This window comes from Amycolatopsis samaneae (assembly GCF_039541975.1).
GTDB lineage: Bacteria > Actinomycetota > Actinomycetes > Mycobacteriales > Pseudonocardiaceae > Amycolatopsis > Amycolatopsis samaneae.
In genome coordinates this window covers 178,662-200,431 of record NZ_BAABHG010000019.1, presented here as the reverse complement: position 1 = coordinate 200,431, position 21,770 = coordinate 178,662, and the positions used below count along the sequence as shown (strand labels likewise).

Annotated in this window: 19 protein-coding genes; 12 read left to right on the top strand and 7 right to left on the bottom strand. The window is 71.7% G+C overall.

The window, feature by feature from the left end:
* Positions 1-190: 190 nt before the first annotated feature.
* Positions 191-1,627 (bottom strand): S8 family peptidase, encoded by a 1,437-nt coding sequence (locus ABD987_RS38480; RefSeq protein ID WP_345406331.1) that lies wholly within the window; start codon positions 1,625-1,627, stop codon positions 191-193.
* A 523-nt stretch (positions 1,628-2,150) separates the two neighbouring features.
* Here ABD987_RS38480 and ABD987_RS38475 point away from each other — a divergent pair.
* The 7 genes from ABD987_RS38475 (at position 2,151) to ABD987_RS38445 (ending at position 10,335) form a co-directional block, all read left to right on the top strand.
* The gene (locus ABD987_RS38475; RefSeq protein ID WP_345406310.1) at positions 2,151-5,057 is read left to right on the top strand and encodes a translation initiation factor IF-2 N-terminal domain-containing protein; all 2,907 of its coding nucleotides are present in this window, start codon (positions 2,151-2,153) and stop codon (positions 5,055-5,057) included.
* Positions 5,058-5,218: 161 nt separating this feature from the next.
* A complete protein-coding gene (gene rplU, locus ABD987_RS38470; RefSeq protein ID WP_345406328.1) occupies positions 5,219-5,533 on the top strand; it encodes a 50S ribosomal protein L21 in 315 nt (104 codons plus the stop codon).
* Between the two features lie 38 nt (positions 5,534-5,571).
* The gene (gene rpmA, locus ABD987_RS38465) at positions 5,572-5,829 is read left to right on the top strand and encodes a 50S ribosomal protein L27 (RefSeq protein WP_345406307.1); all 258 of its coding nucleotides are present in this window, start codon (positions 5,572-5,574) and stop codon (positions 5,827-5,829) included.
* Positions 5,830-5,933: 104 nt separating this feature from the next.
* Positions 5,934-7,394 (top strand): GTPase ObgE, encoded by a 1,461-nt coding sequence (gene obgE / locus ABD987_RS38460; protein ID WP_345406304.1) that lies wholly within the window; start codon positions 5,934-5,936, stop codon positions 7,392-7,394.
* Positions 7,391-8,500, top strand: coding sequence for a glutamate 5-kinase (gene proB / locus ABD987_RS38455; protein ID WP_345406301.1), 1,110 nt, complete (start codon positions 7,391-7,393; stop codon positions 8,498-8,500). The genes obgE and proB overlap by 4 nt, the downstream gene beginning before the upstream one ends.
* Before the next feature lie 283 nt (positions 8,501-8,783).
* A complete protein-coding gene (locus ABD987_RS38450) occupies positions 8,784-9,953 on the top strand; it encodes a Cmx/CmrA family chloramphenicol efflux MFS transporter (protein WP_345406298.1) in 1,170 nt (389 codons plus the stop codon).
* A gap of 187 nt (positions 9,954-10,140) precedes the next feature.
* Entirely contained in the window at positions 10,141-10,335 is a 195-nt protein-coding gene (locus tag ABD987_RS38445) for a hypothetical protein (RefSeq protein ID WP_345406295.1), read from the top strand.
* Here ABD987_RS38445 and argS read toward each other — a convergent pair.
* The 5 genes from argS to ABD987_RS38420 form a co-directional block, all read right to left on the bottom strand.
* Positions 10,332-12,056: an arginine--tRNA ligase gene (argS, locus tag ABD987_RS38440; RefSeq protein ID WP_345406292.1), complete on the bottom strand. Its 1,725-nt coding sequence runs from the start codon at positions 12,054-12,056 to the stop codon at positions 10,332-10,334. The two genes, ABD987_RS38445 and argS, sit on opposite strands and share 4 nt — an antisense overlap.
* Positions 12,057-12,126: 70 nt before the next feature.
* Positions 12,127-13,413: an MFS transporter gene (locus tag ABD987_RS38435; RefSeq protein WP_345406289.1), complete on the bottom strand. Its 1,287-nt coding sequence runs from the start codon at positions 13,411-13,413 to the stop codon at positions 12,127-12,129.
* A 79-nt stretch (positions 13,414-13,492) separates the two neighbouring features.
* Positions 13,493-14,080, bottom strand: coding sequence for a nitroreductase family protein (locus tag ABD987_RS38430; protein ID WP_345406286.1), 588 nt, complete (start codon positions 14,078-14,080; stop codon positions 13,493-13,495).
* A gap of 74 nt (positions 14,081-14,154) precedes the next feature.
* A complete protein-coding gene (locus tag ABD987_RS38425) occupies positions 14,155-16,263 on the bottom strand; it encodes a RecQ family ATP-dependent DNA helicase (RefSeq protein ID WP_345406283.1) in 2,109 nt (702 codons plus the stop codon).
* A gap of 279 nt (positions 16,264-16,542) precedes the next feature.
* Positions 16,543-17,157: a class I SAM-dependent methyltransferase gene (locus ABD987_RS38420; RefSeq protein WP_345406280.1), complete on the bottom strand. Its 615-nt coding sequence runs from the start codon at positions 17,155-17,157 to the stop codon at positions 16,543-16,545.
* Positions 17,158-17,331: 174 nt separating this feature from the next.
* On the opposite strand from ABD987_RS38420, the gene nadD reads away from it, so the two are divergent.
* The 5 genes from nadD to ABD987_RS38395 all read left to right on the top strand — a co-directional run bounded on the left by nadD (position 17,332) and on the right by ABD987_RS38395 (position 20,608).
* Positions 17,332-17,931: a nicotinate-nucleotide adenylyltransferase gene (gene nadD / locus ABD987_RS38415; protein ID WP_345406277.1), complete on the top strand. Its 600-nt coding sequence runs from the start codon at positions 17,332-17,334 to the stop codon at positions 17,929-17,931.
* A gap of 64 nt (positions 17,932-17,995) precedes the next feature.
* On the top strand, positions 17,996-18,403 hold the full coding sequence (gene rsfS, locus ABD987_RS38410; RefSeq protein ID WP_345406274.1) for a ribosome silencing factor: 408 nt from the start codon (positions 17,996-17,998) through the stop codon (positions 18,401-18,403).
* Entirely contained in the window at positions 18,400-19,014 is a 615-nt protein-coding gene (locus tag ABD987_RS38405) for a histidine phosphatase family protein (RefSeq protein ID WP_345406271.1), read from the top strand. Before rsfS ends, ABD987_RS38405 begins: the two co-directional genes overlap by 4 nt.
* Positions 19,015-19,016: 2 nt before the next feature.
* Entirely contained in the window at positions 19,017-19,745 is a 729-nt protein-coding gene (gene octT, locus ABD987_RS38400) for a diglucosylglycerate octanoyltransferase (RefSeq protein WP_345406268.1), read from the top strand.
* 5 nt (positions 19,746-19,750) lie between these two features.
* Entirely contained in the window at positions 19,751-20,608 is an 858-nt protein-coding gene (locus ABD987_RS38395) for a DegV family protein (RefSeq protein WP_345406265.1), read from the top strand.
* Between the two features lie 19 nt (positions 20,609-20,627).
* Here ABD987_RS38395 and ABD987_RS38390 read toward each other — a convergent pair whose 3' ends face one another.
* Entirely contained in the window at positions 20,628-21,572 is a 945-nt protein-coding gene (locus ABD987_RS38390; RefSeq protein ID WP_345406262.1) for an erythromycin esterase family protein, read from the bottom strand.
* Between the last annotated feature and the right edge of the window lie 198 nt (positions 21,573-21,770).

The following is a 21,770-nucleotide window of genomic DNA, read 5'->3' as shown; positions in this document are numbered from 1 at the left end:
CAGAGATCGCGCAAGGCCGGCAGATCCTTCACAGGACAACCCCCAACCGAGAGCGTCAGCATCCTTCCGGGCCAGACCCTCCACAACCTCCATCCACACACATCATCATCACTGCGTCCTTCAGCGCACCCACCGCACTGAAGGACGCTTTCAGCGCACCCCGCGCAGCGAAGCCGAGCCGCGGCCGGAGTCAGCGGCCCGGGTCCGGGCGCGAGGGCCGGGGCGCCACCGCGGCCAGCGCGTCGACCATCCCGTGACCGTAGAACCCGTTGTAGCCCTCGTACCCGGCGCAGTAGGCGTCCTGCAGCCCGTCACCGGTCAGGTCGTAGTCGGCGGGGCACGGCATCGGCAGCGCCGTCGACTCCAGCGCCTGGCGCAACTGCCGGGGCCCGTCCCCCGGCCGCGCCGAGGCCAGCAACGCCAGCACCCCGGCGGCGTGCGGCGCCGCCATCGACGTCCCGCACAGCGGCGCGTACCCGCCGGGGACGGTCGAGACGACACAGCGCCCCGCCTCACCGCCGGGCGCGGTGACATCGATCACGCCGAGACCGTAGGAGCTGTATCCCGCCTTGACCCGGTTCGCGCCCACCGCCGAGACCGAGACGACGTCCCGCAGCCCCGCGGGCAGCGCTTCGCAGCCGCCGTCCGCGCGGGTCCCGGACCGGGGCGAGGGGGTCAGGCCGACCGCCTCGTTCGTCGCCGCGGCGACGTTCAGCGTCCCGGCCGATGTCGCGTACTCGACGGCTCTGGCCAGCACCTCGTGCACCACTCCGTGGTCGTTCCCGCGCACGCACGACAACGACCACGGGTTGACGAAGAAACTGCTGTTGGTCACCCGCAGGTGCCGGTCCGCGGCCCACATCAGCCCGCACACCGCCGCCTCCGGATCGGCGTGGCCGCGGTCGTCGATCACCTTCACCGACGCGATCCGCGCGCCGGGCGCGACCCCGGTGACGCCCCGGCCGTCGTCGGCGGCCGCGATGATCCCGGCGACATGCGTGCCGTGCGCCGAGGTCGTCGGTGTCCACGCGGCCCGGGACGTGTCGGGAGCGCCGGTCAGACAGCCCGCCGAGTCCTCGGCGTCCACCGCCGCGGCCAGGTCCGGATGGTCCGGGTCGACCCCGGAGTCCAGCACGCCGACCACGACGTCACGGCCGCCGCGGGAGACCTCGTGCGCCGAGGGCGCGTTGATCGCCCGCATGTCCCATTGCTCGCCGGTGCGGTCCGCGGTGGGCACCCGCGCCGGATCGGTCGGCGGGAGGGTCTCCCTGGCGGGCTGGGGCCGGGTGACCAGGCCGCCCGCCCGCTGGTTCGCGAGCCGCTCGGCCTGCGCGCTGAAGACGCGGCCGGTCCCGGCCCGGTCGGCGAAACGCGGGTCGGCCGAGGTCGCGACGGCCACCGCGATCCGCGGGTAGTACACGATGGTGTCCCCGCAGGAGCGGGCGAGTTCGGCGCGGGCGGTGTCCTCCGCGGTGCCGCGGTCGAACGCGACGACGTACCGGAGCGTCCTGCCGGTGTCGGCGCACCCGGGTTCACCGGCGTTCGCCGCGGTCACGGCCGTGACGCAGGCGGAGGACGCCAGCACGACGCACACGGCCGCGCGCAGCGGCCGCGCCAGCAGGGACACCGGACCTCCCACCGGGTGCGGAACGGTGGACGCCCGGCGCTCCTCGGGCGTCCCGAGCCGCACGCTAGCCACCCCGGCGCGACCGGACAAGCTCTCCCGGCAAGTTCCCCCGGGTGGTGGCCCCGCCGCGCCCGCGTGGCCTGCGACGGGCACCGACTACACCGGACCGGTGCCCACGTGTGGGATACTTGCGGTGGCCGCTGGGCCGTGGGGCATCCGTGAGAGGCGGTGCCTGCGGTGTTGTGGCCCGGTGGTGTACCGAACCAGCATCACGCGTCGCCGCCCGGGGTACCGGGTGGCTGGACGACGTGGCGAGCGGCCGAGGGCCGTGGGACGGGACGGTGCGCCGCCGAGGAGACCTTGCCGTGTGCGGCACATCGGATCGGTGGCGCCGTCGCGGCTGTTGGCAAGGATTCCCGTCGCTGGTAGAGCACCAGGGCGGAACGAACAGGAAAGGGGCCCCTGCGCGGCCGCGTCGGCCGGTCTGAGCCGGAGACGCGCCCGGGGGCGGAGGAGACAACATATGTCGAACGCGGATACACCCGCCGAGAACAGCGGCGGGAATCCCGCCACACCCACGACCGGTCCGCTGGCCGATCTCCCGGCCCGGATCCGGGTGCACGCACTCGCGAAGCTGCTCGGCTCGAACAGCCGTGAACTGCTGGTCCAGCTCACCGAGCTGGGCGAGACCGCCCGCAGCGCGCAGTCCAGCGTGACCCGCGAGGTGGCGCTGCGCGTCGCCTCGGCACTGGGCGTCGGCGAGGACCCGGCCGAAGAGGCCCCGGCGCCCGTCGAGGCCGTGGCCGAAAAGCCCGAGAAGCCCGAGAAGCCCGAAGCTGTCGCTCCGGTGACGCCGGAGCCGGTGGCCGCGCCCGCGGCCGAGGCGGAGCCCGAGGCGCCCGCCCGCCGGGCGCCCGCCGCGCACCTGCCGGTGTTCGCCGCCCCGTCGCCGGTCTTCCTGCCGCCGGAGCCGACCCCGGCCAAGCCCGCCCGCAAGCCCGAGCCGGTGTTCGCCGCGGGTGAGGAGCCGGTCGCCGAGGAGCAGGCCCAGCCGGAGGAGGAGACCTCGGCCGCCGAGCACGCCGACGACGACGCGGACGGGGACGCCGGCAGCCGTCGTCGCCGTCGTCGTGGCCGCCGTGGCCGTGGCCGCGGCAAGGGCGGCGACGAGGCGGGCACCGAGGCCGACGAGCAGACCGACCCGCCCGCGGAGCCGAGCGGCAAGGGCAAGCACAAGGACGAGAAGAAGGACGAGAAGGCGGCCAAGGGCGAAGACGCCGGGCAGGCCGAGAGCGGGGAGGCCCCCGCGGAGGCGGAGGCCGACGACGCCGAGGGTGACGCCGGCAGCAAGCGCCGTCGCCGTCGCCGCCGCCGTAAGGGCGGAGACGACGGGGACTCGTCGGAGGCCACCTCCGGTGACGACCCGCCGAACACGGTCACCCATGTCCGCCAGGCGAAGGCGGAGAGTGAGCGACCGGCCCGCGACGAGGTGCGCAGCGTGCGCGGCTCGACCCGGCTGGAGGCCAAGCGGCAGCGCCGCCGGGACGGCCGCGAGGCGGGCCGCCGCCGCGCGCCGATCCTGTCCGAGGCCGAGTTCCTCGCCCGCCGCGAGTCGGTCGAGCGCACGATGGTCGTCGCCGAGAAGGGCGAGTCGACGCAGATCGGCGTGCTCGAGGACGGCGTGCTGGTCGAGCACTTCGTGACGCAGTCGGGCTCCGGCTCGATCGTCGGCAACGTCTACCTCGGCCGGGTCCAGAACGTGCTGCCCAGCATGGAGGCCGCGTTCATCGACATCGGCCGCGGCCGCAACGCCGTGCTCTACGCGGGCGAGGTGGACTGGGACGCCGCCGGTCTGGAGGGCAAGGCCCGCAAGATCGAGCAGGCGCTGTCCACCGGGGACAGCGTGCTGGTGCAGGTCACCAAGGACCCGGTCGGGCACAAGGGTGCCCGGCTGACCACGCAGATCTCGCTGCCGGGCCGGTTCCTGGTCTACGTGCCCGCCGGCGGTGCCACCGGGATCTCGCGCAAGCTGCCGGAGAACGAGCGGCGCCGGCTCAAGGACATCCTCAAGCGGATCGTCCCGGAGGACGCGGGTGTGATCATCCGCACCGCCTCGGAGGGCATCAGCGAGGAGGAGCTCGACCGCGACGTGCGGCGCCTGAAGGCGCAGTGGGACGTCATCAAGGAGAAGGCCGACGCGGGTTCCGCCAAGAAGGGCGGCGCCCCGGTCATGCTCTACGAGGAGCCGGACCTGCTGGTCAAGGTCGTGCGTGACCTGTTCACCGAGGACTTCGCCAAGCTGGAGATCCAGGGCAGCCGGTCCTGGGACACCATCCACGGCTACGTCCAGCACGTCGCGCCGGACCTGACCGACCGCCTCAAGCGCTACACCGGCACCGGCGACGCGTTCGCCGAGCACCGCATCGACGAGCAGATCACCAAGGCGCTCGACCGCAAGGTCTGGCTGCCCTCGGGTGGTTACCTGGTCATCGACCGCACCGAGGCGATGACGGTGATCGACGTCAACACCGGGAAGTTCACCGGATCGGGTGGAAACCTCGAGGAGACGGTGACCCGTAACAACCTGGAGTCGGCGGAGGAGATCGTCCGCCAGCTCCGGCTGCGGGACATCGGCGGCATCATCGTCATCGACTTCATCGACATGGTGCTCGAGTCCAACCGCGAGCTGGTGCTGCGGCGGCTGACCGAATGCCTCGGCCGCGACCGTACGCGTCACCAGGTGGCCGAGGTCACCTCGCTGGGCCTGGTCCAGATGACCCGCAAGAAGATCGGCACCGGCCTGCTGGAAGCGTTCTCCACTCCGTGTGAGCACTGCAAGGGCCGCGGGGTGGTCGTCTCGACCGATCCGCGTTCCTCGCACGGGAACGGGAACGGTTCCAACGGTGGCTCGAACGGCCACAACCACGGCGGCGGTGGCGAGAAGAGCTCGCGGCGTTCGCGCGGTCGCAACAAGGGCGAGGAACAGCAGCAGCACACCGAGCCCGCGCCGAAGAACGAGCCGGTGGCCCCCGCCCCGACCCCCGAGCAGCGGGAGTCGGTGGTCTCCGCGGTCCAGGCGATGGCCAAGGCGTCGTCGAAGAAGGCCGACCACCCGGAGCAGGAGGCACCCGCCGGTCTGAACGGGCACACGCGGGAAGCGGCACCGGCCGCCGAGGAGCCGGTGGCGGCGTCGGCGGACGAGGCCTCCGCGTCGCGTGCGGACCAGGAGACGACGAAGGCTCCTGAGCCCGTCAAGGCTGCTGAGGCCGCTGAGGCCACTGTGACGTCCGGTGCCCCCGAGGCGCCGGAGGCGGCCGCCGAACCCGAGGTCAGCGTCCCGGCACCCGCCGCGCGCTCGACCCGGCGGCGTCCGCGCCGTGCCGCGTCGCGTCCGGCGGGCCCGCCGGTGCACGCGTCGGACAAGAGTTAGTGAACAACTAGGGGACCCCGGTGCACACGCACCGGGGAACCCCACGTAACCTGTAGTACGGCCTGCCACCAGAGCAGGCCGCTGCGCGAATCCTGGACCGCCGCTTCGGCGGGCCGATAGCGCTAGCCCCCACCCATTGTCGAGTAATGCAGGAGACTTCCGTGTCGGCGTACGCGATCGTCAAGACCGGCGGCAAGCAGTACAAGGTTGCCGTTGGCGACGTCGTCGAGGTCGAGAAGCTCGAGGGCGAGCCGGGCACCGAGCACACCTTCCCCGCCGTGCTGTTCGTGGACGGTGGCGAGGTCACCACGGACGCCGACGCGTTGGCGCAGGTCTCGGTCACCGGCAAGGTCGTCGAGCAGACCAAGGGTCCGAAGATCCGGATCCACAAGTTCAAGAACAAGACGGGCTACCACAAGCGTCAGGGTCACCGGCAGAAGCTGACCCGCGTCGAGGTCACCGCCATCTCCAAGTAGAACTTTCTCCGGATCTTTTCAAGAAAGAGGACTGAGCTATGGCTCACAAGAAGGGTGCGTCCAGCTCCCGCAACGGTCGTGATTCGAACGCGCAGCGCCTCGGCGTCAAGCGCTTCGGTGGCCAGGAAGTCAACGCGGGCGAGATCCTCATCCGCCAGCGCGGCACCAAGTTCCACCCCGGCGTGAACGTCGGCCGTGGCGGCGACGACACGCTGTTCGCGCTGGCCGCCGGTGCGGTCCAGTTCGGTGAGAAGCGTGGCCGCAAGACGGTCAACATCGTTCCAGTCGACGCCTGATCCAGGCTCGATAGAGACCTCTGACGAGGGGTGGGGCCGGAATATCCGGCGCCACCCCTCGTTTGTTTGTGTAATCCCCTTCTCGCGAGTGAAAGAGGCAAGTCATGGCGTCCCGGTTCGTGGACCGCGCGGTGATCCATCTGACCGCCGGTGACGGTGGGAACGGCTGCGCCTCGGTGCACCGCGAGAAGTTCAAGCCGCTCGGTGGTCCCGACGGCGGCAACGGCGGCAACGGCGGCGACGTCCTGCTGGTCGTCGACCCGAACGTGCACACGCTGCTCGACTTCCACTTCCGCCCGCACGCCAAGGCGGGCAGCGGCAAGATGGGCCAGGGCGGCCACCGCGCCGGTGCGGCGGGGGAGACCCTGGTGATGAAGGTGCCCTCCGGCACCGTCGTGTTCACCGAGGACGGCGAGCTGGTCGCCGACCTGATCGGCCCCGGCACCACGTTCGTCGCCGCCCAGGGCGGCCGTGGCGGCCTCGGCAACGCGGCGCTCGCCTCGAAGGCCCGCAAGGCGCCGGGGTTCGCGCTGCTCGGCGAGGCGGGGGAGAGCCGGGACCTGGTGCTGGAGCTGCGCTCGGTCGCCGACGTCGGCCTGCTCGGCTTCCCCTCGGCCGGGAAGTCGTCGCTGATCTCGGTGCTGTCCGCGGCCAAGCCGAAGATCGCCGACTACCCGTTCACCACGCTGGTCCCGAACCTCGGCGTGATCACCGGCGGCGAAACCGTCTTCACGATGGCCGACGTGCCGGGGCTCATCCCGGGCGCGAGCGAGGGCAAGGGCCTCGGCCTGGACTTCCTCCGCCACATCGAGCGCTGCGCGGTGCTGGTGCACGTCGTCGACTGCGCGACGCTCGAACCCGGCCGCGACCCACTGTCCGATGTGGACGCGCTGGAGGCGGAGCTCGCCAAGTACACGCCCAGCCTCGGCGGGAAGCTCGAAGAGCGCCCGCGCGTGGTGGTGCTGAACAAGATCGACGTCCCGGAGGCCGCCGAGCTGGCCGAGATGGTGCGGCCCGAGCTGGAGGAACGCGGGCTCAGGGTGTTCGAGGTCTCCACGGCCTCGCGCAAGGGCCTGCGGGAGCTGACCTTCGCCCTCGCCGCGATCGTCGAGCAGTACCGCGAGGCGCAGCCGGTGCTGGAGCCGGAGAAGATCGTGCTGCGGCCCCTCGCGGTCAACGACGAGGGCTTCACCGTCGAGATCGATCCGGAAGAAGAGGGCGCCTTCGTCGTCCGCGGCGCCCGCCCCGAGCGGTGGATCCGTCAGACGAATTTCGCCAACGACGAGGCCGTCGGCTACCTCGCCGACCGGCTCAACCGCCTCGGCGTCGAAGAGCGGCTGGCGAAGCTCGGCGCGGTGCCGGGCAGCCCGGTCACCATCGGCGACGTCCAGTTCGAATGGGAGCCCTCGACGCCGGGCGCCGTCGAGCACCTGTCCGGGCGCGGCACCGACGTCCGGCTGGAGCGCAACGACCGGATCGGCGCGGCCGAGCGCAAGGAAGCCCGCCGGATCCGCCGCGACGGTCCGGACGCCGTGGAGGGCGAGGATGCGGAGCGGGGCCGGTGACCCAGACCCGGCAGGCGATCGCGTCCGCGCGGCGCCTGGTGGTCAAGGTCGGCTCCTCCGCGCTGACCACGGCGGGCAGCGGGCTCGACGTGGCCCGGCTGGACGCGCTGGTCGACGCGATCGCCGCCAGGGTCGCGCGGGGCACCCAGATCGTGCTGGTGTCCTCGGGGGCGATCGGCGCCGGGCTGGCCCCGCTTTCGCTCGCGAAGCGCCCGCGTGACCTCGCCAGCCAGCAGGCCGCCGCGAGTGTCGGGCAGCTGGCGCTGGCACACGCCTACGCCGAGTCGTTCGGGCGTTATTCGCTCACCGTCGGGCAGGTCCTGCTGACCAACGACGACGTCGTCCGGCGCGCGCACTACCGCAACGCGCAGCGCACGTTCTCCCGGCTGCTCGCGCTCGGCGCGGTCCCGGTGGTCAACGAGAACGACACCGTGGCCACCGAAGAGATCCGGTTCGGTGACAACGACCGGCTGGCCGCGCTCGTGGCGCATCTCATCGGCGCCGACGCGCTCGTCCTGCTGTCCGATGTGGATGGTCTGTACGACGGAGATCCGCGTAGCGGAGCCACTCGCCGTATCGCCGAGGTGCGCGACGAGTCCGATGTGGACGGTATCAGCGTCGGTATGTCCAGCTCGGGCCTCGGCACCGGGGGCATGGTCTCCAAGCTGGCCGCGGCGCGCACCGCCGCTGCGGCGGGCATCCCGGTGCTGCTGGCGGCCGCGGCGAACGCCGAGGGCGCGCTGGCCGAGGCCGGGGTGGGCACGGCGTTCGCCGCGGCAGGCACCCGGCTTTCCGCGCGGCGGTTCTGGCTCGGGTACGCCGCCGACGCGTCCGGCAGGCTGCGGCTGGACGACGGCGCGGTCACCGCCGTCGCGCGCCGCCGCCGCTCGCTGCTCGCGGCCGGGATCACCGGTGTGGACGGCGATTTCCACGCGGGAGACGTCGTCGATCTCGTCGACGCCCGCGATCGCGCGGTCGCCAGGGGCGTCGTCGCCTTCGACTCCGGCGAGCTGCCCGAGCTGATCGGCCGGTCCAGTCACGAGCTGCCCGCCGAACAGCGCCGCGAGGTCGTGCACGCCGACGATCTCGTCCCGCTCCGCCGCTGAGCGCGCGGGGAAATCGCGTGGACACCTCGCGCGGGGTGTTGCTAGCCTCGTCGTCGTGAACAGTCCCGAGGCGAGCAGACTGTAGCCACCGGCTCTCCGGTGGCTTCTTCGTGATGGCGTGCCGAAGGCCCGCGACCGTTGTGGTCGCGTGAATCCCGGCGCGTGCTCCGCCACCGGATCGCCGTACACCGAATCCAGGTCCTCTCCCGCGCCGGCCCCGTGTGTCCTTTGTGGACGCCGTGCTCGCGTGGTGCTGTCGATTCTCGATGTGCGGAGTCTGCTCATGCCTTTCGCTCTTTACCTGCTCGGACTGGCGGTGTTCGCCCAGGGGACGTCCGAGTTCATGCTGTCCGGTCTGGTCGCGGACATCGCGGCCGACCTGCACGTGTCCATTCCCGCCGCCGGGATGCTGACCTCGGCGTTCGCCGCCGGGATGGTGCTCGGCGCGCCGGTGATGGCGTTGCTGAGCCTGCGTCTTTCCCGGCGCGGCGCGCTCGTGGGTTTTCTGAGCGCCTTCATCGTCGTCCACGTGCTCGGCGCGGTGATCACCAGTTTCGGTCTTCTGTTGCTCACCCGGGTCGCCGCGGCGCTGGCCAACGCCGGGTTCTGGGCGGTCGCGCTGGCCGCCGCGAACGCGATGGTGCGGCCGGAACTGCGCGGGCGCGCGACGTCCATTGTGGTCAGTGGGGTCACCGTCGCCTGCGTGGCCGGGGTGCCCGCCGGTGCGCTGCTCGGCCAGTACTGGGGCTGGCGGTCGGCGTTCTGGGCGGTCGCCGCAGTTTCGCTCCCCGCGCTCTTCGCGATCCTGCGGACGATCCCGGGTGGCCGTTCCGGAACCGCGGAAACGGGTGCCCGCAAGGAACTCCGGGTCCTGCGGGAGCCAAGGCTGCTGGTGGTCCTGCTCCTCGGCGCACTGGTCAACGGCGGGACGTTCGGCACGTTCACCTATCTCGCGCCACTGTTCACCACGGCCGGTGGGCTCGACGCGGGCTGGGTGCCCGCGCTGCTCGCGATCTTCGGCGTGGGTTCGTTCGCCGGGGTGACGCTCGGCGGCCGTCTCGCCGATCGACGGCCCGGCGTGGTGTTGTTCGGCGGGAGCGCCGCGTTGCTGCTCGGCTGGGCGCTGCTGGCGGTCACCGCCGCGAACCTCGTCGTGGCGGTCGCGCTCGTCTTCGTGCTGGGCGTGCTGTCGTTCGGGGTCGGGTCCACGCTGATCCCGCGTGTGTTCGCGGAGGCGCCCGGGGCGCCGACACTGGCCGGCGGACTGGGGACCGCCGCGTTCAACGTCGGGGCCGTACTCGGGCCGTGGCTCGGCGGCCTCGCCGTCGGCGGCGACCTCGGGTTCCGCGCGGCACCGTGGGTGAGCGCGGCGCTGGTGGCGCTCGCCCTCGTCCTCGCCGTCGCGACCCAGCGGAACCGCGCCGGAACGCCCGGCCACCACGTCGAGGTCTGACGCTCCGTGGGGGCCTCCCCGAGGGACTCCAGGTCCCTCGGGGAGGCCCCACGGACCGCGGAATTCCGAAATGGTTTCGGAAAACGACAACCCTAAATGGCGCTTAAGTTTTCCGACGATCATTCCGTGTGGTCGTATCGTTGCGGTAAGTGGTTCGCCGAAGAACCGCCAAGCGTGAGGGGGCATCATGCTGGAAGCCTTCGTGATACTGGGAATCATCGTCGTGGTCCTGCTCGCGATCGCCGTGATCGTGGACTTCAAGGACCGCAACCGCCGGGGACGGCCACTGACCAGAGGCGCCAACCTCGGTCAGGCCCGCCGCGGGGACCTGAACCCGCAGGAACAGGTCCCCGACCAGGGCGGATACCTGTTCTGGGGCTAGAGCCGGGCGGGCGCGTCGATGCCGAGCAGCGACAGGCCGAGCACCAGCGTGCGCGAGGTCAGCGCGGCCAGCCGCAGCCGTGACGCGCGCAGCCGGTCGGTCGGAGCCGTGAGCACCGGGCACCGCTCGTAGAAACGGGAAAACACCACCGCGGTTTCGTAGAGGTAGGCGCACAGTTTGTGCGGCGAACAGGACGTCGTCGCGCTGTGCACGGCCTCGCCGAAACGGAGCAGCGCCAGTGCCAGGGCTCGTTCCGCCGGATCGTCGAGCACCACGGGCGCGCCCGGTTCCGGCTCGCCCGCGCGGGCGAGCAGCGAACGGATCCGGGCGTTCGCGTACTGGAGGTAGACCGACGTGTTGCCCTCCCGCGCGAGCATCCGGTCCCACGCGAAGACGTAGTCGCGTTCGCGGTCCCCGGACAGGTCGGCGTACTTGACCGCGCCGATGCCGACCGCGCGGGCGACCTCGCGCTGGGCTTCGGCGGACAGTTCACTGCGCTCGGCCACCACGGACGCGGCATGGGCGACGGCTTCGGTGAGCAGGTCGGCCAGCTTCACGGTGCCGCCCGCTCTGGTCCGCATCGTTTTCCCGTCCGCGCCGAGCACCGAGCCGAACCCGACGTGCCCGGCGCGCTGCGTGGTGAGCCATCCCGCGTCCCGGCAGACCGCGAACACCATCGCGAAGTGCTGTGCCTGCGGCGTGCCCACGACGTAGAGGAGATCGGTCGCGCCGCGCTCGGCCGTCCAGTACCGCAGCGTCGCGAGGTCGGTCGCGGCGTATCCGTAGCCGCCGTCGCGCTTGCGGACGATCAACGGGAGCCGGTCGCCTTCCCGGTTGTGGAACCCGGTGGGGAACACGCACACGGCGCCGTCGCTGGGTTCGGTCAGCCCGGCGGCTTCGAGATCCGCGACGAGGGCGCCGAGGTAGGGGTTGTAGAAGCTTTCGCCGTGGATGTCGGCGTCGGCCAGGGTGATCCCGAGCAGCGCGTAGACCTCGTTGAAGTGCCGTGTCGACTCGTCGACCAATCGCCGCCAGGTCACCAGTGTCGCGGCGTCGCCGCCCTGCAGGAGCACGACCCGCTCGCGGGCGCGGGCCGCGAACGCCTCGTCGGCGTCGAACTTCCGCCGCGCCGCCTGGTAGAATGCGTTCAGATCCTCGATCCGGCCGTCCTCACGCCCTTCGTCGAGGAGGTGCTCGATCAGCATGCCGAACGGCGTGCCCCAGTCACCGAGATGGTTGTGCGGCAGCACCTCGTGCCCGGCGAACCGCAGCAGCCGGGCGAGCGCGTCGCCGATCACGGTGGACCGCAGATGCCCGACGTGCATCTCCTTCGCGACGTTCGGGCTGCTGTAGTCGAGCGCGATCCGCCTCGGGTTCGCGGTGGTGGCGACGCCGAGCCGGGGATCGTCGTCGATCGCCGCGACGCGGTGTTCCAGCCACGTGCGGTTCAGGACGAAGTTCAGGAACCCGGGGCCCGCGATCTCGGGCGGTTCGGTGAGGCCGTCGAGGTGGAGGTGCCCGGCGAGCAGGGCCGCGACCTCGCGCGGCGCGCGGCCGAGCCGCTTGCCGAGACCCATCGCGAGGTTGGCCTGGTAGTCCACGCCCTCCCGCGCGGACGCCTGGATCATCGCCTCGGCGGGGGACAGCGTGACGTCGAGCGCGCGGGCGGCGGCGTCCACCACGCGTCGTGCCAGTTCCTCGCTCACCTCGGTTGCCTGCATGGTGTCCCTCCTTCGGCTTCGTCACGGGAAATCGCAGCGTAGCGGGAGGGAAAGCGGGGTGACGAAGGATTTAGCGCAGCTCGCTCCCGCGCGTTTCGGGGAGCCGGAGGATGACGAAGAAGGCGAGGACGGCGGCGGCCGCGACGTACCAGAAGTACAAAGTGGACGATGTACGGGCGAACAGGGTGATGACGAGCGGGGCGGTGCCGCCGAAGACCGCGACGGTGAGGTTGTACCAGGCGCCGATGCCCAGGCCGCGCAGCTCGGTGGGGAACAGCTCGCTCATGATCGCGGGCGCGATCGCGGTCATCGCGCTGTAGAGGCCGAGCCCGGCACAGAAGACGACGAGCAGCCCGCCGAGCCCCGGCTGGACCAAAGTGGACAGTGGGACGATGAGCACCGCCGTCGCCGCCGCCCAGACAAGCAGCTGGGGCCTGCGGCCGAACCGGTCCGACAGCGCGCCCAGCGGGTACTGGAGCGCGACGAACAACGCGGTGCCGACGGAGAGGGCGAGGAAGACGTCGGTGTCCGCGGCGTGCCGGGTCTTCACCGCGAACGAGCTGAGCGCGCTGAAGAACGTGTAGTAGCACAGGGTGGAGAGCATCGACAGGCCGACGAGCCGGACGACGGCCTTCGGGTGACTGCGGATCGTCGTCAGCAGCGGCCGCTCGACCTTTTGGGCTCGTTTCTTGTTCTGCTCGAACAGTTCCGTTTCCGCGAGGCTGCGGCGCAGCCACAGTCCGACCAGGCCGAAGACCCCGCCGAGCATGAACGGGATCCGCCAGCCGAACGACGTCAGCTGCGCCTTGTCCAGTGTTCTCGCGAGGACGAACCCGAGCACCGACGCGATCAGCACCGCGGAGCCCGTGGAGATATAGAAGAACGCGGAGTACCGGCCGCGGCGCTCGGGCGGGGCGATCTCGCCGAGGTAGGCCGACGCGTTGGAAACCTCCCCGCCGAGGGAAAGGCCCTGCGCGACGCGCGCGAGCAGCAGCAGGATCGGGGCCAGCCAGCCGACCTGATGGAAGGTGGGCAGGACGCCGATGGCGACCGAACCGCCCGCCATGAGCACCAGGGTGAGGATCATGGCCGGTTTGCGGCCGCGGACATCGGCGAAGCGCCCGAGCAGGATCCCGCCGAGCGGACGGAAGAAGAAGGCCAGCGCGTAGGTGGCGAAGGTGTTGATCAGCGCCAGCGTGTCGTTGCCGGAGGGGAAGAACGCGTTCGCGAAGTAGATGCTGAACGTCGCGTAGATCGTCCAGTCGAACCACTCCAGCGCGTTGCCCGCGCTCGCGGCGAAGAGTTTCCGCACCGGAAGCCGATGCCGGGCCTCTGTGCTCGTCGTTGCCCCAGTCATCGTGCCTCCACCTGCCGTTCGGTGGACGGCACTCTGCCAGAACGCCCGCCGGTGCGGAAGTTTCTCCCAGCCCTCGGTCCTACCGGCGCCAGGCGACCAGCTCGTCCAGCGGTATGCGCCGCTGCCGGAACAGCTCCCGCCGGACGCCGTCGTTCTCAGGCGCATACCCCAGCGTCACCATGCCGGCGAGCCCCAGGTCGTCCGGCAGCTCCAGCAACTCACGCAGGCCTGCCACGTGCGGGCCGAAGAACCCGGTGGCGAGGCCCTCGTCGGCGGCGGCGAGCTGGAGCAGCATGAGCAGGCCGCCGCTGTCGAACCACCAGTACGGAACCGGCCAGTCGATCTCGGTGCCGTCCTCGTTCAGCTTGTCGGGCCGCTGGTATCGCTCGTGATACGACTCCTCACGTACGCACAAGGCGATGAACACGGGCGTCCGGCTCACCCACCCGGGAAACCCGTTGCGGGCGTAAACAGGTTCGTAGAGGTCGGCGATCCGGCCGCGCAGCCCGGGATCCGTGATCACGATCAGCCGGTGGCCCTGGCTGAACCCGGCGCTCGGCGCCCGGTGGATCACCTTGACGATCCGGCGCAGTGCCTCCTCGTCGACCGGGTCCGGCAGATACGTCCGCACCATGTGGCGTGCCTTGAGCACATCGGTGAACTCCATCCGCTCATCGTGTCAGTGAAAACCGCGTGTGGTACCTCCTTTCTCCGTCGGCTTCGGTGCCGGGCCGACCCGCGTCAGGCCGTGCTGGCCAGCGCGAACGGCAGGACCGCCGGAGCACCCGCCTGGCGCAGCAGCCGCGACGCGAGCGTCATCGTCCAGCCCGTGTCGATCACGTCGTCGACCAGCAGGATCGGCCCGGCCACCCCGGCGACGCGCTCGGCCACCTCGCCGGACAGGCTCAGCCGTCGCCACAGATCGGCCAGCCGCTGCGCGCTGTTGGCCTGCCGGGGCGGCGGCCCCGCCGACTCCAGCGCGCCCAGGTATTCGAGCCGCCCGATCGAGGCCAGCCGGGTGGCCAGGCTGTGGGTGAGCCGAGGCCGGGTCGCCGACGGGACCTCCACCACCGCGACCGGCCGCTCCGCCCACTGCCACGCGGCGAGCACCTTGACGCAGGCCTGGAACACGCCGTCCGGGACCTCGCCGTCCTTCGCCGTGGTGCCGACGAGCTCCCGCAGCCGGGTGCCCCAGCCGACGTCGGTGAGCCTGCCGAGCACCTGTCCCGGTTCGGCCTGCTCCGCCGCCGCGATCCGCCCGGACAGCGGGACGTCCAGCCCGGCCATCCCGCTGGGCCACTGTTTGCGTGGGGCCACTTCGACTCCCGGCCGCTCCAGCCGTTCGCGGGTGGCGACCACGCTGTCCTCGGAGACCGTGGTGTCCCAGTGCTCGCCGGTGCAGTTGTCGCACCGCCCGCACGGCGCCGCCTCCGGGTCGTCGAGCTGGCGGCGGAGGTACTCCATCCGGCATTCGGAGGTGCCGAGGTAACCGAGCATCGCCTGCTGCTCGGCTTCACGGGCGGTGGCGACCCTGGCGTACCGCTCGCGGTCGTAGTGCCAGTCCTGCCCGGTGCTCTCCCAGCCACCCTTGACCCGCCGGACCGCGCCGTCGACGTCGAGAACCTTCAGCACCATCTCCAGCCGGGTCCTGGACAGCTCGACGGTGGGCTCCAGCGCGGCTGTCGAAAGTGGACGGTCGGCGTAGGCGAGCGAGTTGAGCACCTGGGTGACCCGTAGCTCGTCCGGGAAGGCGAGCGAGCCGAAGTACGCCCAGATCGCCCTGTCCTCCTCACCGGGGAGCAGCACCACCTCCGCCCGCTCGACACCGCGGCCCGCGCGCCCGACCTGCTGGTAGTAGGCGATGGGGGAGGACGGGGCGCCGAGGTGCACGACGAACCCGAGGTCCGGTTTGTCGAACCCCATCCCGAGCGCGGACGTGGCGACCAGCGCCTTGACCCGGTTTTCCAGCAGATCGTCCTCGGCGGCCTGCCGATCCGCCGGATCGGTCTTCCCGGTGTAGGCCGCCACCCGGTAGCCCCGCTCGGCCAGCAACGAGGCCACGTCGTGCGCCGCCGCGACGGTGAGCGTGTAGATGATGCCGGACCCCGGCAGCTTCTCCAGGTGCTCGGCGAGCCAGGCCAGCCGCGCCTGCGGGGTCGGCAACCGGCAGACCGACAGCCGCAGGCTTTCCCGGTCGAGGCTGCCGCGCAGCACCACGGTGTCCCCGCCGGTGCCGATGCCCAGCTGCTCGGCCACGTCGGTGGCCACCCGGTCGTTCGCCGTCGCGGTGGTGGCCAGCACCGGGACGCCGTCGGGCAGCTCGGCCAGCAGCGTGCGCAGCCGCCGGTAGTCGGGCCGGAAGTCGTGGCCCCAGTCCGAGATGCAGTGTGCCTCGTCGACCACGAGCAGCCCGGCGCTCGCGGTCAGCTTGGGCAGCACGGTGTCGCGGAAGTCCGGGTTGTTCAGCCGTTCCGGGCTCACCAGCAGCACGTCCACCTCGCCCGCCGCCACGGCCGCCTGGACCTGGTCCCACTCCTGCGGGTTCGCCGAGTTCATCGTCGCCGCGTGGATCCCGGCCCGCGCCGCGGCGGCGATCTGGTTGCGCATCAACGCGAGCAGCGGCGAGATGATCACCGTCGGGCCGCTGCCGTGCTCACGCAGCAGTGCCGTGGCCAGGAAGTAGACCGCCGACTTGCCCCAGCCGGTGCGCTGCACGACAAGCGCGCGCCGGTGTTCGGCGACCAGTGCTTCGATCGCCGTCCACTGGTCTTCGCGCAGTGTCGCCTGTTCGCCGGCCAGCGCCCGCAGGAGGGTCTCGGCCCGGTCGCGGAGAGGTGAGGTCGTGTCCACGTCCCCACGTCTACCCCATCCCGCCGACGGAGCGGCAACCGGCGGTGTCGCGAACGGACCGCTCGCGACGGAAACCGGCTAATATGTGACTCAGGTCACATGTCGGGCTGGCGTCATGGGCCGGGGTGTCGTGGGTCTCCCTCGCAGACCGGTTCCCCGCGGGGGGCGGAATCGATCACCCGGCGGGGTCCCCCAGCCCGCCGGAACACGATGCGCGGGTACCCCGGCCGGGGAGCGGCGGGGTACCCGCGCCTCCTCCTCCGCGTCGAAGACCCGGCACTAGTCGACGGGCTTTTCCCAGGTCAGCGAGTACCGGCGGAGCAGGTGTCGCCGATAACGCGCGGTGGGCAGCAGACGTCGCGCCGTAGTCCGCACCTGTCCGTAACTCATTCGAGGGGGCTGGGCGGGCATCCCCGCCGGGCCGTGCGCCCGGCGCGCCACCTTGACGATCCGCACGACCGGGGCCGCCGCGATCGTCACCGCCCAGTCCGCCGCGCTCGCCTCCCTGGCCAGGCCGACCACCACCAGCGTGCCGCCGGGGCGCAGCAGCTCGCGCATGCGGGTGAGAGCCGCCTCGTAGTCCATGTGATGGATCGTGGCCACCGAGCAGACGAAGTCGTATCCCCCGGCGGGGAGATCGGCGGTGAGGAAGTCGCCCGCGAGGAAGGTGAGATCCGGGCAGCCGACGGCGAGTTCGCGGGCGCGCGCGATCATTTCCGGTGACTTGTCGATGCCGGTGACGCGCTTCGCCACTCCGGTGAGCCTGCGCGCGAGCAGCCCGTCCCCGCAGCCGACATCGAGTGCCTCGACGCATCCCTCGGGAACCGCCCGGAGGATGCTCGGATGTCGGGCGACGTTGGTGTTCCAGTAAGGCTTCGGCTCGGCCTCGCGCATCGGGTCAGGGTAAGGGGCAGGCAAAGCTCCTGGACCACGCCTCCGCGCTGCGGGTGCGTGATCTGCCCGGCAGGGCGCCGGCGCGGGTCGCCGCCGGCGGGTCCGGCCGGGTCTGGTAGCGCTCGTCACGTCGCCGGGGGCCGGGACGCCGTTCGGTGTATAGGCTCACCAGTCATGTCACCACGGCGGATCGGGGTCATGGGCGGCACGTTCGACCCCGTGCATCACGGCCACCTCGTCGCGGCCAGCGAGGTCCAGTCGCGGTTCGCGCTGGACGAGGTCATCTTCGTGCCCACCGGCCAGCCGTGGCAGAAGGCCGACCGCGTGGTCACGAAGGCGGAGGACCGGTACCTGATGACCGTCATCGCGACGGCGTCCAACCCGGTCTTCTCGGTCAGCAGGGTGGACATCGACCGCGGCGGCCAGACGTTCACCGTCGACACGCTGCGTGACCTGCACGCCGAGTATCCCGACGACCAGCTGTTCTTCATCACCGGCGCGGACGCGCTGGAGCAGATCCTGACCTGGCACCGCGCCGACGAGCTGTTCACCTACGCGCACTTCATCGGCGTGACCAGGCCCGGCTACCGGCTCAACTCGCATCACCTGCCCAGTGGCAAGGTCAGCCTCGTCGAGGTCACCGCGATGGCGATCTCCTCGACGGCCTGTCGCGAACGTGTCGAGCGGGGCGAGCCGGTCTGGTACCTGGTGCCCGACGGTGTCGTCCGCTACATCGCCAAGAAGGACCTGTACCGCAAGGACGAAGGTGCGTGATGCGCGGCATGTCGGTGCCGCCGGGTACGCTCTTCGGGCGCATCCCCAACGACAAAGGAGCACAGTGGCAGCCACGTCCCAGGCACGGGAGCTGGCCGTAGCGGCCGCGCACGCCGCGGCGGACAAGAAGGCCAGCGACATCGTCGTGCTGGACGTGTCCGAGCAGCTGGTCATCACCGACGCCTTCGTCATCGCCTCGGCCCCCAACGAACGCCAGGTCGGCGCGATCGTCGACAACGTCGAGGAGAAGCTGCGGCTCGCCGGGCACAAGCCGGTCCGCCGCGAGGGCGCTCGCGAGGGCCGCTGGGTGCTGCTCGACTACGTCGACGTCGTGGTGCACGTCCAGCATCAGGAAGCACGCGTCTTCTTCGGTCTCGAACGGCTCTGGAAGGACTGCCCGCGCATCGAGGTCGCCGGGCTGGAAGAGCCCGGCGAGGACGACGGGGCGGACGCGGGGCCGGATTCCCCGTGAACCCGCGGCGGCTGGTGCTGTGGCGGCACGGTGAGACCGACTACAACGCCGCCGGGCGGATGCAGGGGCACCTCGACTCGGCGCTGACCCCGGTCGGCTGGAACCAGGCGCGTTTCGCGGTGCCGGGGCTGGCCCGGTTCTCACCCGAGCTGGTCATCGCGTCGGACCTGCGCCGGGCGACCGACACCGCCACCGTGCTGACCGAGGCGATCGGGGTCCCGCTGCGCATCGACAAGCGGCTGCGGGAAACGCACCTCGGCGAGTGGCAGGGCCTGACCGGCGAAGAGGTCGACAGGGCGTATCCGGGCGAGCGTGACCGATGGCGTGGCGACGCCACCTGGGCCCCGCCCGGCGGTGAGTCCCGGGTGGAGGTCGCCGAGCGTGCCTTCGAGGTCGTCGCGGACCTGTGCCAGCCGAACTCCGGCGCCAGCGACACCGTGCTGCTGGCCACGCACGGCGGACTGATCCTCGCGCTGACCGCGAAGCTGGTGGGCCTGCCGGTCGGGACGTGGCCCGCGCTGGGCGGGATCGTGAACTGCCACTGGGTCGAACTCGTCCGGCGCGACGGGAAGTGGCGGCTACACGCGTACAACGCGGGGATCACCGGCTGACGATGGGGCCGCGCCTGCTGGTGTTCGGCGATTCGCTGAGCTTTCACGGACCCGAGGGACCGTGCGCCGCCGACGAGCCGAGGCTGTGGCCGAACCTCGCGGCCGGGGCGCTCGGGGGCCGTGCCGACCTCGTCGCCGGTTTCGGCTGGACCGCTCGCGACGCCTGGTGGTCGCTCATCGGGGACCCGCGCGTCTGGGCCGATCTGCACCACGTCGACGCGGTGGTACTCGCCGTCGGAAGCATGGACACCCTGCCCTCGCCGCTGCCGACGTACCTGCGCACCGGACTGCGATACCTGCGGCCGGATCCGGTCCGCAGGCTCGTCCGCAAGGCCTACCTCGCCGCGCAGCCGAGGCTCGCCGTCGCGTTGCGAGGGCGTCCCGTCGTGTTGCCCGCGAAGCTCACCGTGCACTACCTCGACACGGCGGTCGGGGCGCTGCGGATCCTGCGGCCGGAGCTGCCGATCTTCGGGATGCTGCCCTCGGTCCACCGTGCCGCTGCGTACGGCGGGGTCCACACGGCACACCCGGGCGCGACCGCCGCGCTGGCCGGATGGGGTACCCGCGCGGGGGTGCCGATGCTGGATCTTCCCTCGGTCGTAGGCGAGCACGTCCGGGGCGGGCACGGGAATCCGGACGGGATGCACTGGGGCTGGGCGGGGCACGCCGCGGTCGGCGACGCGATGGCGGCGCTGATGACGCCGTCCCTCACGCCCGGCCACGTAGGCTGACGCGCGTGTCGGTCGCGGTAGTCACGGATTCCACCGCCCATCTGCCCGAGGGTTTCGCCGAGCGCAGCGCGGTGCGGGTGGTGCCCCTGCACGTCCTCGTGGACGGCGTGGTGTCCCTCGACGGCACCGAGATGGGCCCGTCCGCGCTCGCCGAAGCCCTGGGACAGCGCAAGAACGTCACGACCTCCCGGCCCACACCCGCGGAGTTCGCCGCCGAGTTCCGCGCCGCCTTGGCCGCGGGCGCCGACACCGTCGTGTCCGTGCACCTGTCCCGTGAGCTGTCCGGTACCTGGGAGGCCGCCGTGCTGGCGGCGCAGGAGGTCGGCCCGGACCGGGTGCGGGTGGTCGACTCGCGGACCACCGCGATGGGCCTGGGGTTCGCCGCCCTGCACGCCGCCGGTGCCGCCTCGGCCGGGGCGTCGGCGGCGGAGGTGGAGGCCGCCGCGGTGACGGCCGCCGAGCGGTCCGAGACGTTGTTCGTGGTGGAGACGCTGGAGTACCTGCGCCGCGGCGGGCGGATCGGCCCCGCCGCCGCGCTGCTCGGCACGGCGCTCGCGGTGAAACCCGTGCTGCACATGGCCGACGGCCGGATCCGTCCACTGGAGAAGGTCCGCACGATGAACCGCGCGGTGGCCAGGCTGGTCGAGCTGGCCGTGGCGGCGGCCGGGCAGGGCGAGGTCGAGCTCGCGGTGCATCACCTCGCTTCGCCGGAACGCGCGGTCGAACTCGCGAACCGGCTGGAGGAGGCCGTCCCCGGCTCGTCCGGCTGCGTCGTTTCGGAGATCGGCGCGGTGATCGGCGCGCACACCGGGCCGGGCGTGCTCGGCGTCGTCATCCAGCGCGCGGTCGAACGTCCACAGTAGACACAGCGCCGACCGGGGCTCAGGCGTCGATCGGGTGGGCCGCGGTCACCTCCTGGCTGTGGGCGACGACGTCGAACCACTCGGCGAGCGAGCCGCCGGACAGGTGGTGGGCCGCGTCGTCACGGGGGTCGTACCCGGGGCCGAGCAACCGGGTCTTCGCCGGGCTGTTCAGCCACGCCCGGACCGGGGCGGGGCCCGGGGCGCGGAGATCCAGCAGGTAGGCGTTCAGTCCGGCGTCGCCGAGCACGGTTTCGGCGTAGCCGGTGGGCGGGACGGGGTTGGGGTGCGAAGCCGTTCCGTGGTGGAAGGTCAGCCCCACGGAGACGTGGTGGGACCCGAAGTACTCCCGGAAGTAGCTGCCCGCGCTGCGATGGACGAACAGTTCCGTGCCGGCGGAAATGGTGCGGGTCCCGCTGACCGCCAGATGCGCCATCCCGCCCCAGTAGACGATCCGGTGCCCGGTGCGCTCGTGCCACCGGATCGCGTTGTCGGCCAGCAGCCGTTCGATCTCGCCGAGATCGCCGGGGAGCGGAACGACGTCTCCGGCCGGATTGGCGATGCGCACCGGGTCGCCCGGATGGCCTTCGTTGCGGCGGCGTATCCAGCGGACGACGTCGAGCAGTTCCCCGGTCCGCCAGAACGACCTGGCGCCCGCGAGCAGGGCACGGGGGTCACCGGTTCCGGTGCGCACGTACTCGTCGAGCGCGAGGCTCGTCTCGTCGTCGCCTTCGACGACGAGGGAACGAAACCCGAGATCTTCGACGAGGAATCTCAGCATCCGGTGGGAGAGAACGGAAAGTTCGTGCGTGCCGCGGGCCGACGCGCCGAGCGTGACCAGGGTCGCGTCGCCCACCATGTCGCGCAGCGGCGCGAGGTCGTCGAGTGATCCTTCGGGGTCGCGGGTGACCACGGGATGGGCGGTCCGGCCGATCCACGGTGCCGGTGCGTCGAGCGTCGATGTCATGTGAGCATGCTCGAACTTGAACCATGCTTGAAGTCAAGGCCCCGGCGCTCGCGCGGATCCGGTAAACCCTCCATGGTCTCATCCGGGTACGACGGAAGTCGCCCGGCCGGGCGCTCGCCGGGGTGATCTGTCCACAACACCCCCGTTGTCCACAGGCGCGCCGATTTCCCCTGCCGGACGTCTTCCGCCTGCCCTAAC

Coding starts and splice junctions, on each gene's coding strand:
- argS (WP_345406292.1), bottom strand. CDS start 12,056: ATGCAGGCAACCGAGGTGAGCGAGGAACTGGCACGACGCGTGGTGGAC.
- ABD987_RS38445 (WP_345406295.1), top strand. CDS start 10,141: ATGCTGGAAGCCTTCGTGATACTGGGAATCATCGTCGTGGTCCTGCTC.
- ABD987_RS38475 (WP_345406310.1), top strand. CDS start 2,151: ATGTCGAACGCGGATACACCCGCCGAGAACAGCGGCGGGAATCCCGCC.
- rpmA (WP_345406307.1), top strand. CDS start 5,572: ATGGCTCACAAGAAGGGTGCGTCCAGCTCCCGCAACGGTCGTGATTCG.
- obgE (WP_345406304.1), top strand. CDS start 5,934: ATGGCGTCCCGGTTCGTGGACCGCGCGGTGATCCATCTGACCGCCGGT.
- ABD987_RS38450 (WP_345406298.1), top strand. CDS start 8,784: ATGCCTTTCGCTCTTTACCTGCTCGGACTGGCGGTGTTCGCCCAGGGG.
- ABD987_RS38435 (WP_345406289.1), bottom strand. CDS start 13,413: ATGACTGGGGCAACGACGAGCACAGAGGCCCGGCATCGGCTTCCGGTG.
- nadD (WP_345406277.1), top strand. CDS start 17,332: ATGTCACCACGGCGGATCGGGGTCATGGGCGGCACGTTCGACCCCGTG.
- ABD987_RS38390 (WP_345406262.1), bottom strand. CDS start 21,572: ATGACATCGACGCTCGACGCACCGGCACCGTGGATCGGCCGGACCGCC.
- ABD987_RS38430 (WP_345406286.1), bottom strand. CDS start 14,080: ATGGAGTTCACCGATGTGCTCAAGGCACGCCACATGGTGCGGACGTAT.
- ABD987_RS38420 (WP_345406280.1), bottom strand. CDS start 17,157: ATGCGCGAGGCCGAGCCGAAGCCTTACTGGAACACCAACGTCGCCCGA.
- octT (WP_345406268.1), top strand. CDS start 19,017: ATGGGGCCGCGCCTGCTGGTGTTCGGCGATTCGCTGAGCTTTCACGGA.